This is a genomic window from Bacillus sp. FJAT-29937 (assembly GCF_001509555.1).
Classification (GTDB): Bacteria; Bacillota; Bacilli; order Bacillales; family Cytobacillaceae; genus Cytobacillus.
Window position 1 is genome coordinate 146,055 of record NZ_LMAS01000007.1, and the last position, 24,593, is coordinate 170,647.

The 24,593-nt window shown below is 36.9% G+C and carries 6 protein-coding genes; all 6 read right to left on the reverse strand.

Going from position 1 to position 24,593, the window contains the following annotated elements; translation table 11 throughout:
- Window positions 1-25: 25 nt before the first annotated feature.
- A complete protein-coding gene (locus AR328_RS16335; RefSeq protein WP_066297983.1) occupies window positions 26-1,675 on the reverse strand; it encodes a WG repeat-containing protein in 1,650 nt (549 codons plus the stop codon).
- Between the two features lie 485 nt (window positions 1,676-2,160).
- Window positions 2,161-3,192 carry a GGDEF domain-containing protein gene (locus AR328_RS16340; protein ID WP_066297986.1) on the reverse strand — a complete coding sequence of 344 codons (1,032 nt, stop codon included), beginning with the start codon at window positions 3,190-3,192 and terminating at the stop codon, window positions 2,161-2,163.
- Window positions 3,193-3,282: 90 nt separating this feature from the next.
- Complete coding sequence (locus AR328_RS16345; protein WP_066297989.1) at window positions 3,283-6,498, reverse strand: DUF5704 domain-containing protein; 3,216 nt, start codon at window positions 6,496-6,498, stop codon at window positions 3,283-3,285.
- Window positions 6,499-6,509: 11 nt separating this feature from the next.
- Complete coding sequence (locus AR328_RS16350; RefSeq protein ID WP_066297991.1) at window positions 6,510-7,406, reverse strand: hypothetical protein; 897 nt, start codon at window positions 7,404-7,406, stop codon at window positions 6,510-6,512.
- A 539-nt stretch (window positions 7,407-7,945) separates the two neighbouring features.
- On the reverse strand, window positions 7,946-16,393 hold the full coding sequence (locus AR328_RS16355; protein ID WP_066297997.1) for an Ig-like domain-containing protein: 8,448 nt from the start codon (window positions 16,391-16,393) through the stop codon (window positions 7,946-7,948).
- An 88-nt stretch (window positions 16,394-16,481) separates the two neighbouring features.
- The gene (locus tag AR328_RS16360; RefSeq protein WP_231734930.1) at window positions 16,482-24,026 is read right to left on the reverse strand and encodes a hypothetical protein; all 7,545 of its coding nucleotides are present in this window, start codon (window positions 24,024-24,026) and stop codon (window positions 16,482-16,484) included.
- Window positions 24,027-24,593: the final 567 nt, after the last annotated feature.

Sequence of the window (24,593 nt, forward strand, 5' to 3'; positions counted from 1 at the left end):
TAATTACTTTTATATCGTTGAATAATCAGTGTAATTCTATTTTACTGAGCTCATCGTCAATCATTTTAAAGGTTTCGAGTATTGCTTCAGCAGAGCTGGCTATATAATCTGTATCATTCTTAATTTCGGTATGGTTTACATTTAAAACATCATTTAAACTAAAATAATTCGTACTAAGAATTCCATGCCATGCATTGATATCCGGGTGTATCGGCCCTTGGTTAGCAAAGTTCTTCACCCAGGAATATAAATATTCAACTTGTCCTCCAGAATATTTAATAGTTTGCCAGTCATTTTTACTAGCAGCTGTTATTACCTCTTCTAAAATTGGTACAGCTTCAGCTTTATGTTCCTCAAAGAATTTCTCATAAAGCCACTTTTGTTCATTTAATAAACCTCGCGCATAATTGAGATCATCAATCTCTTCCTGCTCTATTTCCTCTTGTGTCGGTTTTCTATGGGCCTGTCCTGAACTATCAAAATAGTAGGGGAAATCTTCAGTGTTTGTATTATTGACATTTTCATTATTCTCTTTAGTAGAGAGCATGTTTTCATATAATAAGATTTTCCCCGGTGGCAAAACGTAAGTACCATTAGTATCTATTAATCCTGTTCTATCCCCGACCTGAACCATCGCAAGTCCATGTTCAAATTGTCCTACAAACCCAAATTGTGGCTCAATGACCATTTCTCCCTTTGTATTGACATATCCCCAAAATTCTCCGATTTTTACTGCAGCTAAGCCTTCTGAATACCTTCCAACGTATTCAAAAGACGGCTTCGATAACCAATTTCCTTCTCTATTTATTACTCCCCATCGACCATTATCCATTGCAAATGTTACCTCCCCATCAAATGGCAAGGCGTCCGAGAAACGTGGTTCTATCACTATTTCCCCTTGTGAATTGATATAACCATAAAGATCTTCTCCATATGTATCCGAGTGAGGAGCGAATGGGGCTAAACCATTTTTCAGTTCACCTATATAGCTATATTCACCTTCTGAAATTAGCTGTCCTTCTCTATTTATCATATAAGCACTAGGAACGATCCTGCTTGGGAATATGACAGATACACCCTCTGAAAACTCGTGAAATTCCGTCACATTAGATGCTGGAATATCTGGAAGTTTTGTAACTGTTCCATCGTTATTTAGCAGTTCAATTTCCCATTTACCTTCTTGTTCATTATCCTTTAACCCTATTGCTTTTTCTTCAGAAAAATTAGTGGTATAGAAATAGGTTGGATTTATGATAATATCTCCATTTTTATTAATAAATCCATACCGTGGATATCCTTCGTTCCCCTTTGCATGGAGCATGATTCTAGCTAAACCATTATGAAAATCTCCCACTTCATCATAATCAACTTCTAATATCTTCTTTCCTTCTATATCAATAAAAAAAGAGGCACCCATTTGTTCTACAAAAGCTAATCCATCTGAGAATGGTTTAGCTATATCGTAAGGACCAGGGAGAAGAACATTACCATCAGGTGTGATGTATTGATAAGAGCCCTCCTTGTTTTGAATTAATATTGGATACTGTTCTTCTTTCTTTTCATGAATTCTCCTTTCTTCCTTTTTTAAATTTTGTGAAACACCTTGTGTGTTTTTGGAATTGGAGCAACCCATCAATAGGCCTAACGAAAATAATACAAGCATTACTTTTTTCATAATCTTCCAACCTTTCTATTAAAGTGAAAAATATAATAAACATGTATTTAAAGAGAAAACATGGTAAAATAGTCCTGTATAAATAATAACTTAGGAATGATAAAAGTGCATTACCCAACAATAAAAATACCTAGAAATCTTTATGTTCATGCAGTTGAAGATGACTGCTCCTGTGCCTGTGGATTTAATTATAGTTGGTATTACAATACTCCAAAGAAAGTATATAAAAATATAAAATTTAGAAATGTCATAGCGATTACCTGCCCACAGTGTATAGAGAAAATTCAAAACAAAATTAAAGAGACTGAAGCGGTTTATGCTTAAAAAACGACCCTACAAATTACTTTGAGTTTGTAGGGCTTTATAGTTTCATAGGTAGTATTAAGATAAAACTATTTCTTTTATTCGTTTTGCTTCCATCAGAAGCTTATCTATGTACCATTGAGCTCGATTATAGTGCCTATATATACTAAGTTGTAAAATCTCTATAATGAAACTACTTTGTTTTTTCCTCCATTTTTTGCTTGATACATAAATAAATCTGCATCCTTTATTATTTTCTCAGCATCCCCTTTACCTGAAGATACTCCCACTGATACAGTTACTCCTATTTCCCTTTCTACTTTCTCCCTAAATTTTTCTGCCTTCTCCACGGCATTACCATGGGTAACAATCCCAACTAATTCTTCACCGCCGAAACGACAAGGGTAACCTTGCTTATGAACAACTGCCTTCAAGCATCTAGCTACTTCCTTTAAAACTCGATCACCTTCTTCGTGCCCTTTCGAATCATTTAACTTCTTAAAATCATCAATATCAGCAAATATTATAGAAATCTCTTGGTTAGCAGCTAATTGTTTCGCTTTATTTATCAGAAATCTTTTATTGTAGATTTTTGTTAACGGATCCGTTACTGAGTTATAAGAAGCAACCCTCATCATGGATACGACTCGATCAAAGAAAAATAGTGAAGCCAGGATAACTTGTGTTAAATTAAACAATGATACTAAGAAAAATAAAGGATCATGCCTATAAAATACGCCAATAATTGCTACCAAGCCCAACAGAACAAAAATTACAGCATGAATGTTATATAGAGTAACATTCCCATTCCATTCTCCCTTAAGCAGTATATAAATACCGTAACTCAGCATACCTAAGCCTAGTAATAGACAATTAACTGGAAACGGTAGGAATATAGATAAAACGGATATAATTGTTAAAAAGAGGGTAGGTAACCAAATCTTCATAATCTTTGGACCTTGTATAATAAAAGTGGCTAAGATAGAACATAACATTCCTGTAGTTGCCATGATGTGATTAGTATCAAAATATTGCAATCTATTTGTAAAAAATGGAGCACAAGCAAGAAGTGTAGATACTAAATAAGCCGCAGATAGTCCAATATAATTGTATTTCTTAGTTTGCACAAAGAAGTGAATAGATAATATACACAACAACAAGATAAATGAAAATGATATAAATAATGGCCATGCATAATACTCTACCGTTACCACTTTTCACATTCCTCCTCTAAGATTCTTGTAATTTTCTTATAAAAAAAAGCCTCAATATCAAAGAATATTGAGGCCAAATCTTTAATAACACTAGTGGGAAACCCCCGCTCTGAAATCATCATTCGAGGATTGATCCCCGTGATAGAATAATACGTCACCATCTTTTAACTGGAATGTATAACCATATGGATCTATAAAACTATATTTAAAACCTTCGCGCTTCCATTGGTTGGATAACTCCCCAAATATATATTGAAGGTGAGGCTGATTAACATTGCCATTTTGAAGGCTTTCAATATTAAAGTTTACAATTAGATATCCATCTCTTATGAAAATCGGATGGCTTTTATTTAATCGATGTTGTAAACCATAACCAGCAATGTCTTTCCCTTCTTCTACTATATAAATGTCAGCTGGGAGACTATATTCCCCGTACCACATCTGTTCACTTGCAATGGCGTCTTTTTGCGGTTTCATTGCATTTGTAGGGACAGTAGTAGCAAGCGGGCCAATAAATGTTCGTAAATTCCAGTTTAAGATTTGCCAGCCATACGGACCTGTTTCTTTAGGACGCTTTGCATAATCCCTTTCAAAGTATCGAATGAAACCATGATCGAATGTAGCATCAGCTTTTGACCGGAATCCGTATCTGTCTGGATGACGATAATAATATTCTGCGGTATTCCATAATTGACTTTCGGGAACATTTCGAAGCGGCTCATTTAAAGTCACTTCTCGGTGTTCTTTATCATGAGAAGAACCGATTTTTACGAAATAATTCGAGTCATTATGATAATATACATCTACTTTTCTCCGATTCTGACCATTTTTATCAACGAAGTAAAAGCTCGGCGTAATACGAATTGCATCATTTTCTCTCCACATATCGCCTTTTGATTTCATATCAAACTTGAATTGATAGCCTGTTTTAACCGCTACGTTTTTATAACCAGCAGGATGGCTGCCATGTCGAATAGGCAAAACAAAAGGCTCTTGGTTTCCTCGTAATGCTCCATCAATCCCTCGATCTCCAACCCAAAAGTGATTGCCTGTATGCTCAATCATACCTTCTGTGGTACGGAATACAGGTCCCCAATTGAAGTCTAGGATATCGGTTACGCGGAAATCAAATAATCGCCCTACTACGTCAACCTCAATTGTGTCATAGGCTACATGATTTGACATGTTACCATTTGGAGTACGATAGGACATATTTAAGTTCGCATGATGTTCTTCAGGCAATTCCCCAGGTGCATTGATCGCAATGGAACGATACTTTACTGTATAAGGCCCTTCTGGAACCCATACTGGTAAAAAGAATGTGACGTTTTCCATATTGATTGGAACATTAATCCATGTTTCTTTTGGATAAAATGCTGCTTTGGTTTCTGAGTATACATCAAACGGAAATTTTACTTGCTTTTGACGAGTATATTTTGCATAATCGCGGTTTCCATAGCCAGGTGCCATTCCTACATCTAAATGCTGCCCATTTGTTGGCAAAGATACGGTAAATGGTCTGTCTAAGATAAAGGCATGACGGTCAGTATCAGGATTCGCTGGTGTTGAACGATTAGGCGGATCTGTCCTTTGATCATGTGCTTTATCATCTGATGCTTTAGCATACATAACGACTGGCGTATGAACTGTAACAGTATTTATTTTGCTCGGTGAGTATCCTGTAAATTCCCTTGAACCTCCACCAGTATTGACAGTGTGAATGCTTTGATATAACGCAGTTATTGAACTTGGCGTTTGCCATTTATTCACTTTCAATGGGTCAATCTGTAAAGATGACCTTTCTACCCTTACCTGTTGAGCAACTGGAATTGGAGATGGAGTTGGAGCATTTTGCGTTGCCATTCCATCTGACATTGATGTAGAACCATCCACATTCACATAATCATTCTTTACTTGTGGTGGTCTGCTACCCGTACCAGCTGAACCCGATAAATTAGGGTAAGGTGCTGAAGGTTTAGATTGTCCTCCCTCTATTGTTTGTAAGCCTAAATAGACACTTTGACAGTTTTGAGGGAAAACATGAGCATCCACACTTGCATTATGATTTGATGAAGCGGATACCCTTTGTGTATTTGGAATAATCACCATTTCGTTTGGTAAAGCATAATTGCGGAAAATAGCATCTTGGAATGAATAAATAGCTAAGTGACCTATCTGCCAATACGAAACGCTGTATGTATCAGGAACATATTCATCCCTACGTACATGTTCATATTTGATTTCATTACCCTCTTGCCATCTAAGCATATAATCTTGTGTGACTCTCACCCGATACGTTACTGTCCCGCTCATTCCTTGATACCTATAATCTGATAGGTATTTCTCGGAAGCCCCTTCTACCTTGAGAAACTCTGATGAAGGAATACCATAACGTAATACATTAAATTGACTACTTTCTGTAGATTCAATTATCTTTCCATTAGGATCAGCTGTCATGTTGCTGCTCCCCATTGAACCACTACCGGAAACACTAATATCTCTTGGACAGGATTCAGTAGGAGGCGGGGAAACAGGTGGAGGACCCGGATCATTAGGAGGTCCCTCACCGCCACCGCCATCTTCACCACCAGAACCTCCACAACCAGGGCCATTAGGATTCGTTTGACATGGATCTGTTGGACCATCTGGCACAATTTTAAAATCATATTTTAACCAAGGTGTTCCGCCAGCTCCGTTGTCGTCTCCTTGTTTTCTTATTTGTGCTGTACGCCATTGATAATAAAGCATGTCTCTTCCTAGACCTGGATTATATCTATTCATATTACCGTAATATACCCAGTGACCAGCAGAAAGAATATTAGGCGGTTTTGCCCATCTATTATCCTCTCCGGCATCACCAGCGAAGTAAAAGGGATTACATCGACTATCACTAGGTAATCCTCCATTACAACCCGAATTATCTCGCTGCACAAGATAAGTTCTCATTCGATAAACTGCATATGAGGCTATCGAATGAATTTTATAACCAGGAGGTGGAGTATAAGCTGTAGGCGAATCCAAAGCAGTTCCACCTAACATTACCCCTGGTGCTAAAGTTTGATGCCAATTCGCTCGAAGTTGGTTAACATCAGAGCGAATAAAGTAACCACCTAATTGAAGGTAATTTCCATTACCTTGTGTAGCCCATCCAGTGGGATCATCTTCAAAGTGATTAAATGAAATTGTTTGCATCCCTAAATGTGTTTGTGTTGCCGCCTCAACTTTTTGATAAAGAGTGAAGAAGGGCAACGTCAATTCCATTAACAGTATTGCGACAAACGTTAGTAATAATCGTTTGCCCTTCATAGCACCCCTCCTTACTCTTTATACAAAATCTCAGCTAATCGAAGGCGGGCTTTAGATGGGGTTTCATAGAGTGCTTTATCGGCATCTTTATTTACATAATAACCTCCGCCCATTTCATACTGTCCTCCATGTTCAGAACGGTAACCGTAAATTCGATATTGCTCACCAGCATTTAAAGTACGGGCAGGTGATAGCTTTCCATCAATATCTTTCCATAGAGTTATAGGTGATTTTATGGTAAGACGACCAATTTGCCCGGGTTTAACCTCTGTTTTTCCCCACATCACTTTTCCTACAAGAGGAAATAGTTTTCCTACTTGTAAAAATAAAGCATCTTCTAAATCTACATCTTCATAGAAATATGCTTTAATATCCCAATAACCATTTGTCATTCCGGAATGTTGCAAGTAGTAACGACCACTATTTAATGATTTTGGTAGATATACAGCTAAAGCGATATAATTTTTTCCGTTTGGTGCAGTTCCAGCGTTTGTAAAACCGGCTTCATATTTGCTGATTAATTTCTTTCCAGTTTGATTCCATAAACTATAAACATCAAAACCATATAACCCTTGCGTGTTGTCTTGAATAGCACTTGGCCCATCCATCAAAAGGTAATTACCTGCAAGGTTATTTTTTGCAGCTAACCAAATATTTGTTGCCCATATTCCTTTTTCCTTATTGGGATACATCTTAAAAACTAATGTTCCCTTTTTATTACCTACATCAACAAAAGGCTGAACTGCCTCAGATTGATAGGCTTGACTAAATCCTTTTTCAAAATTAACCTTCACTTCAACAGGATATATAGGTGCAGCTTCCGCTCTGATAGTTTCAGAGGCCAATCCACCTATTAAACTAAGTGATAATGCACCGGCTACCGCTAATCTTCCAACTTTTTTCAACATATACATTCCTCCAATTGTATTATTTTTTCTAAGAAACTCCATATTAAGAAGGCTTTTCCTTAGAACAAATATACCAGTAATTTCCCCCTTTCGACAAAAAAAGAAAGGACCAACTAAACCATGTAAAAAGGTCTAGCGGTCCTTCCGCTTTTTAATAAACTATTAAATTTCTTCATATTATCAATGAGTTATTAATAACCAACATCTAAATATAGGACTTTATTAGAGTCTTTTATAGAAAAATAACTACATAATTGTAGATTCTAAATTATAGTTGATATTGGTTATTTTCCCCTGCTTAGGTGAAATATTGATAAGATGAATATTGAAATTATTACTATAATACCATAAATAAAAGATTGTTGTATATAGTTGGAATACAATTGTTAACTGTTTTCCACGGGATAATTTGCATGGAGCTATTAAACTGAATTTTTCTAAGAAAATATACTCTGCTACTTTAGGTTAAAAGTGAAAAGCGCCCTCCTTTATACTAAATACTCTAATAAAAAAGGAGGAGGAAAAGTTCCCCCTCTCAATTAATTCTTCAAAAATTCATATTTGCTGTTATTACGCTTAATAGTAAATCCTCCACCTAAATGAAGAACTTCTCCATCCGCACGATATACACGGTATTTTTCCCCCGCTTTTAACGTACGTTCCGCAGTTCCATCAGGCTTATAAAGGGTTATAGGCTCTTTAACGGTTATCCATCCAAATACATAGGTAACTCCGTCTTGGACTTCAATGTACTCTCCCCCGCCAATGGCATAGCGTTTATTGTCGTAACTGTACACTTTATATTGCTGGCCTTTTTTGATTGTTCGGATAAAACGACCGTTTTTATCGTAAACATTCACTTCATCCTTTCGCACTTCACCTTTACCAATATGAACAGTTACAGCATGACCAGATTGTGCATATAAGCCGTCAGCTAACTTGTAGAAGCCTTTTTCTGTATCATAAACAAGATGAAGGGTTCCAGCCTTCGCTCCACCTGCTTGCACAAAATTCCCATCCTTATCTTTCTTGAAGAGCGGAATATCTTGGTTAGCTTTTAATGTTGCAACTGGCAAACCATGCGGATTAGGAAGGACTGTATTTGGAATAAGCAGTTCCTTAAATACAGATACTTTCACTGTATTTGTTTCTAAATTCGTTCCATTTGCTATGAAAATTCCCTTTAATAGATACTCTCCATTTTCGTCAAACACGAGATCCCGATCCACTTCAAGCGTCCCCCTATCTAACTTCCCAAAATCAATTTCAATTAAAGGCTTTTTGTTTGCAGCTACTAGTTTCATAAATAGCGGATTGTTACTAGCAACAGCTGTCCCTTCTAATTGACGAAGAGAAGCGGAGTCAGCGTATAAGTAAAGCTTTGAACCTTCTAAAATATCATTAGCAGATACCTTAATTTTCACTTTCAGTGAGTCCGTTTCAGCTACCTCTATCTTAGGAATGGACATAACAATTGCCGCATGTTTATTTGATGAAACCATTACTGTATCAGAAGGCTTCGGTAATTGTTCCGGCTTGATAACAGGTGGTTTTACTGGCTCAGGTTGCTTATCCGGTATCGGTGTTGGTGCAGGGTCTGGCTTCGGAACTGGTTTCGGTTGAATGGACTTCCAAAGCTCGTCCATCTCCGCTAACCAGCTTAATTTTAACTGGCTATCAACAACCTTATTTATTGCATCTTTGGCGATTTGAATCGTTTGGTTTGTTGGATTCTTTTTCGCAGTTTCGATGGCATTAATAGCATTGATGATATTTTGAATTTGTTCCTTAGTTAGCTGGCCCTTTTCACTAGTGATGGCATCCACAGCCCCTTTATAAATAGGGAAAGTTTCGTCCATTACATTATCAAAGCCCGCATTAATCCAATCTTGAATGTTTGTGCTACCAGGTGATGTGATCACATGCTCAAGATATGCTCCGCCAACTCTCGATTGCATACGCTCTTTTAAATCCCCATTATCTAGCTTTAATAATTCTTGTTGAGCAGCAGCTATGGCTTCGTCAGATGGTTCCCCAAGAGCCGTTCTTACAAAGGATAGAGAATTAGCCATTTGCATTAAATAAGATTTCTCTCTTGTATTAACGAGTGCTACTTTATTAAATGCGTCACGGATATTGTCATTGTTCATGAATTGTTCCGAATCTAAGAGTGCTTTTAAAGCATCCTTCACAAGCACTAAATTCTCTTTGGTATCTGAAGCTGCTAATTCATCCACCATTTTGCCGAGTTTGTTTACATCATCTTGCGTCAAATCTAAACGGGTTTTCTTAACTTGGTTTACTACATCAATAAGCTGTTGTACCGCTTCTGCAGTAAGTGGTTGTTCATAACCACCTATGGCATCCTTATATTCTTCCTCTAAGGTATGATCAACTTCTGTAAAACCACCGTTTTCCAGATGCTCGGTCGTGATATTTTCGGGATTTTCAATAATCTCTTTGATAACTTCTTCTTGTAACTTATCAGTTAAGTAATCTTTTAAAGAACCATCTGGTAGCTCTTTAATTTCTTCAAATGCATTTATGATATCTTGGTTATTACCAGTTTCAAGGGCTTTTTCAACCGCATTCACCGAATCTACCGCATTTTGAACATCTTCAAAAGTGAGTGTACCGCCTAAGTCATCTTTAAGCTTTGTAAGAGCATCTTGATATAGTTCTTCAAAGTCTGGATTTACATTTTCTATTCCAAGATTAATCAGATCATCTGCAGTAACTGTACCAGGGTTTAAATTGATATCACCAATAACTTGTCCATTCAGTGCAGCATTAAGGTCAGTTTTTAATTTTCCACTTTGAAGGTTACGAACTTCTAATAAAGCTTGTTGCACATTAGCTGTTTTAGAGTCTATTAAAGCTGTTTCCACTTTGTCTGTTACGGTAATAACTTGTTGAACTTCAGTGAACGAGAATTTATCTGAACCTATATCCGTAATGTACTTTGCCATGTTGCTATTGTAAGAAGGGATATTCTCATCCTTAATGGTCATGCCCAAACGAGCATAATCATCCGCTTCCTGAGTGGCTGGGCTTGCGATTAGGTAAGCCAGAGCTACATCATCAATCAAACCTATCATTTTTGTTTTAAATACACCATCAACAAGGGAATTAACTAAAGTTTCATAGGCAAGCACTTTTGCCTCAGACGGGTTGTTAATAGCCTCATAGTATGCAGCCCAAACTTCATTTACCTTGTCGATAAGCTCTTGTAGCTTTTCCTTTGTGATTTCTTCAGTAAGTCCAGGAAGAACATCTTGTAAATAATCTTTATAAGAATCAAGCAAGTCTGGGTCCGTTTCTAAATTTGCATAATCAAGAAGGTCTTGAGTGATTTTATCAGGATTATTAGCAATGAAATCGACAGCGATATCTTCTAATTCTTGTAAAATTCTATCCTTTAATGGACCATCATCTAATTGATTTACCGCTTCATACCCTTCACGTATAGATTCCTCAGAAGGATTTGCCTTAGCATCCTCTACGCCATTCACTGCATCGATAACTTTTTGAATATCGTCTCGAGTAAGGTCTGTAGGATCCTTCTCCTTTGCATAATCGTTCAGTGCTTCTTGATACTCTGGCAAGCGAGAACTATCTATATTATCAGTGCCAATATTCTCTAATTGTTTTTCGGTAACATTTGAGAAATCCTCATTTATCTTATCTAAGATGGAGCCTCCTACTTCATCGAGAATGTCATCAATTATTGAAGCATCAGGATTTAATCCTCCGATTAGGTCTAGCAAGTCTTGGATATTTTCATCAGTAGGATTTTCTTTTACCTTCTCAATTGCATCCACTACATCAATAATCCGCTGAAGAACTTCTTTTGTTACTTCCTCTTTTGAAACATCCACTAAATAGTCTCTTAAGAAGTCTTGGTAAAGCGGAAGATGTGAAATGTCATGAGTAACACCGATTGTATTTAAAGCAATTTCCGTCATTGTTGAAGGATCGTTTACGACCATTTCTAAATTGAAACTTGGTAATAAACCCTCATTTTTTGATTGGAATAAACCATCTGTTAATGCATCTACTTTATTTTCAAATGAAGTTAGATGTTCTTGTGTTGGTTGTTTCTTAAACGAATCAATTAAGTCATAGATATTATCAACAGCTTTGATAATGTTTTCTAAGCGTTCCTTAGTTAGAACTGGATCGACTGTTAGTTCGTCTTTTAAATACATTTGATAGTCTACTTCCCGTTCAGGGTGAGCTATTATACTCAATTCTTGGCCGAGTAGTTCGGATGTTAATTTATCAGGATTGACTTCAATCGCTTTAACAAATCCATCCTCAACTACTTGCAGGTAATCATCTTTAAGAGCGCCATCTTCTAGTTTTTCAATTTCAGATTTCGCCGTTTTCCAATCTTCTACAAGATTAGAGGAAGAAGCTTTATCTACTGCATTTACAATATCAATGATCAATTGAATGTCCTGTTCTGTTAAATCTTTTCTTTCAGCGAGATAATCCGAATTCTTTTCATTGTAGGTTGGGACAAGATTTTCTTGTACATCAGTAAATCCGGCAGTTTCATAATCTGATTTCGTTGCTGTATCAAGGTTGTCAATTAAATAATCTAGAGCATTTCCGGAAATTTTTTTATAGAATGCTGTTTTGACAGTACCATCGGCCAACATATCCACCTTTGGTTTTATTGTCAGCCATGCATCTGGATTATTGGTTGTTTTAAGACTCTCCACTGCAACAAAGGCATCTAATAAAACGGTATGTTCGGATTCTGAAAAGTCTTGGCGGTCCTTATTAATATCCACTTCATATCCGCTTAAAATTGGTTCATACTCAGCTAACGGAACAGGTATCTTTACGATAAATTTGTTGCTGGCCACATCTGCAGAAGATTCAAATGGATCCTTTGCCTGTACGGAAACGGTATGAACACCTGTCCCAATATCAGCTCCATCAAATTCAATGGACCATACATCATCTTCCCCTGTTGTTAGAACGGTCACAGATTTCTCTACTCCATTGACTGTTGCTGTAACTACAACCTGTTCCTTGTCTGCATCTTTCACAATTCCTTCAATGATCAGTTTTTCTCCATCCGCAATGACCCATGTTTGGTCATTCGTAAGGGAAACTGTTGGTGCAACTGAATTGACTTCTACTTTAAAAGAAACTGGCTCCGATTCACTGTATCCATCATGGGCAACAATTGTTATAGTCGCAGAACCTTGCATTAATGCCTTTATATGAAGTGAACCATCTTTCTCGATTACTGAAATGATATTTTCATCAGATGAAGTAACCGTATACGTTAAGTTATCTTCCTTATCAGTAAAAATGGTACTTAAATCAATGCTCTCTTCTTCGAACTTTTTCCATGTTTTATCTGGAATAGTCCCAACGATTTTAGGAGTATGATTTACATGAAAAGCAACTGTTTTTGTTGATTCATTTCCTGCAGCATCTTTTGTTTTAACAGTTAAGATATAAGAACCGCTCTCTGTAATGGTTTCGCCAGCATAAGCTTCACCATTTAAAAGGATTGTTGTTTCAACTGTATTAAAATCTTCTACTGTAACAATAGGAGTGATTTCATTTACATACGTATTTCCGTTCGTTACACCCGTGATCGTAATAACTGGTGCAATCTTATCGATATTTGAAATAACTAATGAAGACTCCTCTGACCAGTTACCTGCAGCATCTTGTCCCCTTGCGTAAACCGTATCGTTGCTAGTTACCGATATTGGGCCTTCGTAAGCAAACCATGCCCCTGTGCCAATCTTGTATTCTTTTACAACTGCATCATCGGGATAAGTAATAGTTACTTCTACATTTTGATTAGTTGGAACGGTTGTACTTGCCTCCAATAAAGCAACATCTGGTGCATCCATGTCAATATTGCTAATTTCAATAGTTTGCAAGGATTCGTTTCCAGCACTATCCTTCGCATAAACCGTATAGGTGCCATTCTCCGAAACGATGAATTTATCGTTAATGATTGCCGTACCGCCTGTTTGAAAATAGGCTAAATCTTGGTTACCTGCTGCCCATTTCTTTTCAACGATAGGGTTGTGATCAACTATTTCCACATCCACATCAACCTCAGTATTGATAGGATCGAGTATCGAAGGAGTTAAAGTGATAACTGGTGCTTCAACATCTATATTGGATATAGTGATAGTCTGAATGGATTCATTACCAGCACTATCCTTTGCATATACGGTATAAACATCATTATCATTAACTACGAACTTTCCATTTATAATGTCAGTTCCATTTGACTGGAAATAGGCTAAATTTTGGTTCCCTTTTGCCCATTTTTGAGTAACGATTGCAGTATAGTCCGTTACTTCAACAGCCACATCGATTTCTGCATTTACAGGGTCAATTTTGGATGGAGTCAACGTAATAATCGGTGCATCCATATCAATATTGCTAATTTCGATAGTTTGCAAGGATTCATTTCCAGCACTATCCTTCGCATAAACCGTGTAGGTGCCATTCTCATTTACTATGAAACTATCACCTTCTATTGATGTTCCACCTGTTGCGAAAAAAGAAATACTTTGAGTGCCCTTAGCCCATTTTCTTTCAACAACGGTTGTATAATCAGTAACTTCTACATTTACATCGATTTCTGTATTAACAGGGTCGATTTTAGATGGAGTTAGGACAATAACCGGTGCATCCATATCAATATTTGAGATATTAATAGTCTTTAAAGAAATATTTCCAGCACTATCTTTGGCGAAAACGGTATAAGTGCCATTTTCACTTACAATAAAGGAATCTCCCGTAATATCCGTACCACTAGTTGCAAAGTAGGCTTCATTTTGATTTCCCTTTGCCCATTTTTTCTCGATAATCGAGTTATTATCAACTACCTGTACATTTACATCAATTTCTGTATTAGTTGGGTCTAATTTAGAAGATGTTAACGTAATAACAGGTGCATCTTTATCTATATTTGCTACGATTACACTTGTTTCGTTTGACCAGTTTCCAGCTATATCTTGAGAACGGGCAAAGAGTGTATCATTGGAAGTCAGTGTAATTGGGCCCGTATAATCTGTCCAAGTTCCAGCCGCTCCAATTTTATATTGCTTAACTGCTGCATCATCCGGGAAAGTGATGGTCAAGCTGACATCTTGATTAGTCGGATTTGATTCATCTACTGTAAAACTCGCATCAGCTGGTGGTGTTTTATCGACCACAATTTGTTTAGTATAGGTTTCTGTACTAAAAGCTCCTTTTTCATCCTTTGCGGTAACAACAATGTTTTGATAAGTACCCTCATTAATGTTAAGAGCATCCCACTCTAATGAATAATTTCCGCTTCCGTTCACAACTTGACTTTTTTCTACGCCGTCAATCGTTGCGCTGACTGTAATATTATCACCATCAATATCATTTACTGTACCTGTAATAATAATCTTTTTATCACCATTCAATACACGATTTTCGTCATTAGAAATTGTAATAGTTGGTGCTTGGTTTTGAACAGTAAATGTAAATGATTGACTAACCGTACCGCCTTTCCCATCGTTCCCTGTTACAGTAATGGTAGAATTTCCTAAACCTTTTGGTGTAATAGTTAAAATACTTCCACTAATGGAGGTAGTTCCAACTCCTGTTTGAGATGATGTTGCGGTAAATGTTAATGCGTCACTATCTGGATCACTAAAATATCCTGCTAAATTAACTGTTTTATTTTGTCCTTGAATGGTAGATTGTTCAGGAATCTGAGTAAAATTAGGCTTCTGATTATCTACATTAAATGTAAATGATTGATTAACTGTACCGCCTTTTCCGTCATTCGCTGTAACTGTAATGGTAGAACTTCCTATACCAGTTGGGCTAAGAGTTAATGTGCTGCCACTTACAGATACATTTCCTACCCCTGTATTTGAAGAGGTTGCTGAAAAGGTTAAAGAATCTCCATCAGGATCGCTAAAGTAGCTTGCTAGACTAACTGTTTTATTTTGACCACGAACGGTTGATTGAGTTGGAATTTGGGTAAAGCCTGGATTTCTATTTGTTACTGAAAAAGTGAATGTTTGACTAACGGTACCGCCTTTTCCATCATTTGCAGTCACTGTAATAGTTGAACTGCCCAAACCTGTAGGACTTAAAGTAAGTGTATTCCCACTAACTGAAGCATTACCAACTCCTGTGTTAGATGAAGAAGCAGAAAATGTTAAAGTATCTCCATCGGGATCACTAAAATAGCTTGCTAGACTTACAGTTTTATTTTGACCACGAACGGTTGATTGAGCTGGTATTTGCGAGAATATAGGATTAGCGTTAGGATATACAGCTCCCACCACAGTTGTTGGATATAAATACATTACTGGAACTACATCCATTTGTTGATTAGCATAAGTACTATTCCAATACCCAGGTCCAGGCATATTTGTAAAAGCCCAAAAAACACTAGTTGGTCCCCAACCACTATTTGGAGTTCTAGTCCAAAAACTATATACTGGGAGGTAATTAACAACATCAAAATATGCATCAAATTCATCATGTGATATCAAGCTTATTTTTGCTGAAACAGTTCTACTATTTTCCGAACCATCCCTACCAATACCCCAATTAACTGTTTGAATTTTTGCTTGGTCTGCAGCTGGAATTTGATTGTAATAATAATTATTTAACCACCAACCTACGTTTGCATACATTTTATTAGTATCGAAAACGGGTGAATTGTTATCATCAAATGTGTGTCTGCCATAAGACCAAGTAGCGATTATATAACCTGTACTTGGATTTAAAACTTTATATTCTTTTCCAGCAAATATAATCGTGTCACCGCGTTTTAATTGATTAATAGGCTTATTTACAACTGCTGCTTGAGCAGTATGGATATCATTTGAAAAAATATGTTTCATTAATGGTATTTCTTCAATTGGTGCTACTGTGGCAACCGCTGCAATACTCGTAATGGCCGTTGCTTGAGTAAATCGCTTTTTACTAAATCCACCCTTTTTCACATAAATCACTCCATTTTTCTTTTAGAGATATGAATAGACTTAAAGGAGAAGGGAGCATAGCTCCCTTCAATTAATATCATCTTAGAATTTAGTTTTTTTGAAATTCATACTTACTATTAACCCGCTTTACCGTATATCCACCACCTAAATGAAGAACCTCTCCATCCGCTCGATATACGCGGTACCTTTCTCCAGCTTTTAAAGTACGTTCTGCTGTACCATCTGGCTTATAGAGGGTCATAGGCTCTTTAACCGTAATCCAGCCAAATACAAAGGTTACACCTTCTTGAACCTCGATGTATTCTCCCCCTCCGATGGAATATCGCTTATTGTCAAAGCTGTACACTTTATACTGTTGCCCTTTCTTTAGTGTGCGGACAAAACGCCCATTCTTATCGTATACGTTGACTTCATCTTTACGAATTTCACCTTTACCTATATGAACGGTAACTGCATTTGGTTGTGCGTATAAGCCATCAGCTAACTTGTAGTAGCCTTTTTCAGTGTCGTAAACCAGATGAAGAGTTCCTGCCTTCGCTCCACCTACTTGAACGAAATTCCCATCCTTATCTTTCTTAAAGAGCGGAATATCTTGTTTAGCTTTTAATGTAGCTACAGGTAAGCCATGCTGATTTGGAAGTACCGTATTAGGGATAAGTAATTCTTTATAAACAGACACTTTTACTGTATTTGTTTCTATGTTCGTACCATTTGCAATGAATATTCCTTTTAGTAAGTAGTCTCCATTTTCGTCAAACACGAGTTCTCGAGCCACTTCAATCGTCCCCTTGCCTAACTTCCCAAAGTCAATCTCAATCATAGGCTTTTGGTTAGCTAATAATTTCATAAATAATGGGTTATTGCGTGCAACTGCTGTGCCTTCTAATTGATGAAGAGAAGCTGAGTTTGCATATAAATATAGTTTCGAACCTTCCAAAATATCATTAGCTGAAACTTTAATCTTCACTTTTAATGAATCTGTTTGAGCAACCTCAATCTTTGGAATCGACATGACGACTGCTGCATATTCATTGGATGAAACCATAACCATTTCAGAAGGTTTTGGCAGTTCTTCCAGCTCAAAGACTGGAGGTTTTTCAGACTCAGGTGCTGGTTTAGGTGTTGGGTCCGTTATTGGCACCGGCACAGGCGTTGGTAGCGGATCTGGCTTCGGTTGAATGGATTTCCATAAGTCCTCCATTTCCGCTAACCAATCCGATTTAAGCTGGCTGTCTATAACCTTATTAATTGCCTCTTTAGCATCTTGAATCGTTTGATTTGTCGGATTCTTTTTAGCCTTTTCCATTGCATTTATCGCATTTACAACATCCTGAATTTGTTCCTTGGTTAGTTGTCCGATTTCAGTCGTAATGGCATCCACAGCCCCTTTGTAAATCGGGAAGTTTTCTTCCATTACGTTTTCAAAACCTGCGTTTATCCAATCTTGAATGGTTGTGCTTCCTGGTGATGTAATGACATGCTCTAGGTAAGCCCCACCTACTCTTGATTGCATACGTTCTTTTAATCCACCATTTTCTAACTTCAATAGCTCTTGTTGAGCGGCTGCTATTGCTTCATCTGACGGATCACCAAGAGCGGTTCGTACATGAGAAAGCGAATTGGCCATTTGCTCTAAATAGGATTTTTCACTTGTTTTGACTAATGCTACCTTGTCGAAGGCATCTCGAACATTATCATAGTTCATGAAATGTTCCGCATCCAAGAGTGCTTTTAAAGCGTCTTTCACAAGTGTAAGATTGTCCTTTGTTTCAGAAACCGCTAATTCATCCACCAATTTTCCAAGCTTATTTACATCCTCTTGAGTTAAATCAAGAAGAGTTTTCTTTACTTGATTCACCACATTAATTAACTTTTGAACAGCTTCTTTGGTAAGTGGTTGCTCATATCCTTTTAAGGCATCGCGGTATTCCTTTTCTAATTGACTATCTACGGAATCAAACCCACCAATCACTAAAAGGTCAATTGTTACACCTGATGGATTTTCAATAACCTCTTTTAAAGACTCTTCTTGAAGCTTAGCTAACAAGGCATCCTTCAATGAGCCATCTGGCAACTTACTAATAGCGTCAAAAGCATCCAATATATCTTGGTAACTTCCAGTTTCAAGGGCCTTCTCTACCGCATTGACAGCATCTACAGCATTCTGAATATCCTCAAACGTCAACGTTCCTCCTAAATCCTCTTTCAATTTAGTAAGAGCATCTTGATACAGTTCCTTAAAATCTGGATTTACATTAACTACCCCGATATTTTCTAAATCTTCAGGAGTGATAGTTCCAGGATTCAAGTTAATGTCACCGATAACTTGTCCATTAAGTGCTGCATTGAGAGTATTCTTTAATGAGCCGTTTTGAAGGTTTTGGACTTCTAATAATGCTTGCTGAACATTAGCTGTTTTTGAGTCAGACAGTGCTGTTTCTACCTTGTCTGTTACAGTAATTACTTGTTGGACTTCATTAAAAGTGAAATTATCTGAACCAATATCTTTAATATATTTCTCCATATTTGCGTTATAAGAAGAAATAATGTCTTCATTGATCGTGATACCTAGTCGAGCATAGTCATCCGCTTCTTGATTTGATGGACTAGCAATAAGATAAGCTAGTGCAACATCATCCACTAACCCCACCATTTTAGTTTTGAACGTGCCCTCTTCTAAACCATTTGCTAATGATTCAAAGGCTATAACATTCGCTTTAGATGGGTGAGACAGTGCTTCATGGTAGGCAGCCCATACATCATTCACTGCATCTATTAATTCCTGTAGCTTTTCCTTTGTGACTTCCTCCGTAAGATTTGGAAGAACATCTTTAAAATACTCTTGATAAGATGGAAGCAAATTCGGATCCGTGGTTAAATTTGCTTGGTCTAATAATGCTTGTGTAATGTCATTCGGATTATTTGCCATAAACTCAACCGTAATATCCTCTAATTCTTGTAACAGCTTATCTTTTAAAGGGCCATCTTCAAGCTGATTTACCGCATCATATCCCGCTTGAATCGTACTTCCGGAAGGATTTTTACTTGCTTCATTTACACCATTAATGGCATCCACAACTTTTTGAATATCATCACGAGTTAAATCACTAGGTTTTTTCTCATTTGCATATTCATTTAGCGCTTCTTGATATTCCGGTAATAGTGTAGTGTTTAAATCTTTTATGCCGATATTTTCTAATTGCTTTTCAGTTACTTGTGTAAAATCCTCATTGATACTGTCTAAAATCGAGCCACCTATTTCGTTGAATAACTCATCAATCACTGAAGCGTCAGGGTTTAAACCACCAATGAGATCAAGTAATTTTTGAATATTTTCATCTGTTGGGTTAGCTTTTACTGCTTCACGTGCCTCAACTACATCAATGATGAGCTGTAAAACATCCTTAGTAACTTCCTCTTTCGCTACATCCTTTAGGTAATCCGTTAAGAAATCTTGATAAAGAGGGATATTAGTTTCATTATGTGTTACACCGATTGTGTTTAAAGCTTCATCTGTCATGGAAGATGGATCATAAATCACCATCTGAAGATTCATACCAGGTAATAGAGAAATATTTTGCTCTTTAAAATCGCCATCCGTTAAAGCTTGTACCGCATTTTCAAAAGCAGTTAGATTTTCTTGTGTTGGTTGAGCTTCAAACGCACTATGAAGATCATAAATGCTGTCTACCACAGAAATAATGTTTTCCAACCGCTCTTTTGTCAGAATGGGATCAATCGCTAATTCATCTCGTAAGTACTTTTGATAATCTGCTTCCCTATCCGCTCGAGCATCAATACCAAGCTCTGTTCCGATAAGGTCTGCTGTTAATTCGGATGGATTAACCTCAATAGCTTTAACAATTCCATCTTTTACAACCTGCAGGTACTCATCTTTTAAAGCACCATCCAATAGTTTTTCTATTTCAGCTTTAGCAGATTTCCAATCCTCTACCGAATTAGAGTTCGTTGCTTTATCGACCAAATTAACAATGTCGATTATTAGCTGAACATCTTCATTTGTTAGTTCACCTTTTTCAGCCTTATATTCAGCATTCTTTTCATTGTAGGTAGGAACAAGATTCTCTTGTACATTGGTGAAGCCTGCTGTCTCATAATCTGATTTGGTTGCCGTATCAAGGTTATCTGTTAAATAATCTAGTGCATTACCTGAAATTTCTTTATAGAACTGAGATTTAATGGCGCCATCCGCTAACAGGTCAACCTTTGGTTTAACCGATAACCATGCATCAGGATTATTGTTTGATTTCAAGCTTTCTACTGCTAAAAATGCGTCTAAGAGTACATTATGTTCAGCCTCAGTAAAATCTTGTCGGTCCTTCTGTATATCCGCTTCATATCCGCTTAAAATCGGTTCATATTCAACTAGCGGAACTGGTACTTTTACTATAAATTTGTTACTGGCCACATCTACAGAAGCTGCAAATGGATCTTTAGCATTAACCGATACTGAATGCACACCAGTACCGATATCCACTCCATCAAATTCTATGGACCATGCATCGTCCTCGCCTGTTGTTAGGATGGTAACGGATTTTTCTACCCCGTTTATTGTCGCTGTAATGACAACCTCTTCTTTGTCGGGATCTTTAACTGTTCCTTCAAGAACTAGTTTTTCTCCGTCTGCAACTATCCATGTTTGGTCATTCGTTAGAGATACAGTTGGAGCTACTGAATTGACCTCGATATTAAACGAAACTGGATCTGCTTCACTAAATCCATCATGTGCAATAATGGTTAAGGTTGCTGAACCTTGTTTTACAGCTTGGATATGAAGAAAACCGTCCTTAACAATGGTCGAAACTACATTCTCTCCAGTAGATGTAATACTATAAGTCAAGTTATCTTCTTTATCTTTAAAGATTTCACTTAAATCAATTGATTCTTCTTCAAACTTTTTAAATGTTTTATCAGGAATATTACCTATTACAGTTGGAGAATGATTCACATAGAAAGCAACAGTATCTCTTGATTCATTCCCTGCTTCATCTACTGTTACAATCGTTAAGATATATGAACCGCTCTCTGTAATAGCACCACCCGTAAAGGTTTCCCCGTTTAAAAGAATAGTAGTATTCACTTTATTTAAATCTTCTACCGATACTATAGGAGTAACTTCGTTCACAAAAGTTTCTCCATTCGATACGCCTGTTATTGCAATAACCGGAGCAATCTTATCTATATTTGAGATAACTAAGGATGATTCTTCTGACCAGTTACCGGCCGCATCCTTTCCTCTTGCATAAACAGTGTCATTACTTGATACAGAGATTGGTCCTGAGTAAGTTTGCCAAGCTCCTGTCCCAATCTTATATTCTCGGACAATTACATCATTTGAATAAGTAATCGTCACTTCCACATCCTGGTTAGTAGGAGCGGTTGTGCTTGCTTCTATTAAAGCAGCATCCGGAGCATCCATATCAATATTGCTTATTTCAATAGTCTGCAAGGACTCGTTGCCTGCACTATCCTTAGCGAACACAGTATAAATACCATTCACCGAAACTATGAATTTATCATTTATAACTTCCGTACCGCCAGTTTGGAAATATGAAATATCCTGAATTCCAATAGCCCATTTCTTTTCAATAATAGGATTGTTGTCTACTACTTCTACACTTACATCAATCTCTGTATTTACAGGGTCAATTTTAGAAGGAGTTAATACAATAACCGGAGCATCCATATCAATATTAGTGATTTCAATGGTCTCTAAGGATTCATTACCAGCACTGTCCTTGGCATAAACTGTATAAATACCATTCTGAGAAACAATAAACTTACCATCTTTTACTTCATTACCGCCTGTTTGGAAATAAGCAAAATCTTGATTTCCTGAAGCCCACTTGTTGACAAAAATCTGATTATTGTCAACCACATCAACACTTACATCAATTTCAGTATTTACAGGATCAACTTTAGATGAAGTTAACGTAATAACAGGTGCTTCTATATCGATATTTGAAATAGTGATTGTCTTAATAGATTCATTGCCAGCACTATCTTTGGCATACACAGTATAAATATCATTTTCACTTACTATAAACTTACTATTTATAATTTCGGTGCCGCTTGATTGAAAATATCCTAAGTCGTGGTTACCCTTGGCCCATTTCTGAGAAACAATGGCTGAATAATCAGTAACCTCAACATCTACATTAATCTCAGTATTAACAGGATCAAGTTTCGATGGAGATAAACTTATGACAGGTGCTTCCATATCAATATTGATAATTTCAATAGTTTGGACGGATTCATTGCCAGCACTATCCTTGGCATAAACGGTGAAAGTTCCATTCTCGCTTACTACAAAACTATTCCCCTCTAAACTATTCCCTCCTGTTGCAAAATGAGAAAGTGATTGGTTCCCCGCAGCCCATTTTCTTTCAACCACTGTTGTATAATCAGTGACTTCAACATTTACATCAATCTCTGTATTTGCCGGGTCAACCTTAGAAGGTGTTAAGACAATAACCGGTGCTTCCATATCAATATTGGCAATATCAATTGATTTTATTGATATATTACCTGCACTATCTTTTGCGAAAACTGTATACGTTCCATTTTCGCTAACATTAAAGGATTCTCCCGAAATATCCGTACCATTACTCAAGAAATGACTTTCACTTTGATTACCTTTCGCCCATTTTTTCTCAACAATCGGATTATTATCAATAACCCCAACGTTAACGTTGATCTCTGTGTTTACAGGATCTATTCGTGAAGGAGTTAAAGTGATTACGGGTTTTTCTTTATCAATATTATTAATTTCTAAAGAGCTAACTTCTGAAATATTTCCTGCAGTATCTATTGAACGGGCTTCAACTTTACTATTCTGAGAAATTAATAAAGGAGCCGTATAAGGTGTCCAGGCACCACCATTTAATCGATATTCTGTATTTTTCGCATCACTAGGATAAGAGATAGTAACTTGAACATCCGTATTTGTTTCATTAGAATTGTCCACAGCAATTGTTGGCTTTTCAGGGGCCTCTTTATCTATATTGTTTATCACCACATTTGTCTCAGCTGACCAGTTTCCTGCTGCATCTTGAGAACGTGCAAATAGTGTTTCATTAGCTGTCATGACGACTGGACTTGTATAATCTGTCCAAACTCCACTAGGTCCGATTTTATATTGTTTAGCTACCGAATCATTTGGATAATTAATAGTGACAGTCACATCTTGATTAGTCTGTTCAGTAGTCGAGACACTGAAATTTGCATCCGCTGGTGGTTCCCTATCAATATTAGAAACTTCTAAAGATGATTCTTCTGACCAGTTACCCGCTGCGTCTTTTCCTCTGGCAAAGACTGTTTCATTCACTGAAATTACAACTGGACTAACATATGCTTGCCAAGCTCCGGAACCGATTTTAAATTCTTTTACAATAACATCATTAGGATATGTAATTGTCACTGTTACATCTTTATTGGTAGGAACAGTAGAATTCGCTTCCAAAATAGGAGTTTCCGGTGCTTCCATATCAATGTTAGTAATATCAATTGTTTTCAGAGATATGTTACCTGCGCTATCTTTCGCAAAAACAGTATAGGTGCCGTTTCCACTGACAACAAATGAATTACCAGTAATATTTGTACCACCACTCACGAAATAACTTTCATTTTGATTTCCTTTTGCCCATTTTTTCTCAACAATCGGATTATTATCAATAACTTCAACATCAACGTCAATTTCAGTGTTTACNTGCCCATTTTTTCTCAACAATCGGATTATTATCAATAACTTCAACATCAACGTCAATTTCAGTGTTTACAGGATCTAATCGAGAAGGAGTTAAAGTAATTTCTGGCTTTTCTTTATCAATATTGGTGACCTCAATTGAACCAATTTCTGAAATATTCCCTGCTTCATCAATACTACGAGCTTCTACCAAACTATTTTCTGAAACAGTTATAGGCTCAGTATATTGAAGCCATGTGCCACCGTTTGATCTATACTCCTTTACATTTGAATCATTTGGATAAGTAATAGAAACTTTTACATTCATATTTGTCACAGTTGAATTGTCAACAGCTAGAGTCGGCTTTACTGGTGCGACCTTATCTATATTATTAATAGCTATATTTGTTTCTGCAGACCAGTTACCCGCTGAGTCTTGTGAACGGGCGAAGACTGTATTGTTCTCTGACAAAATGACTGGAGCTGTATAATCTG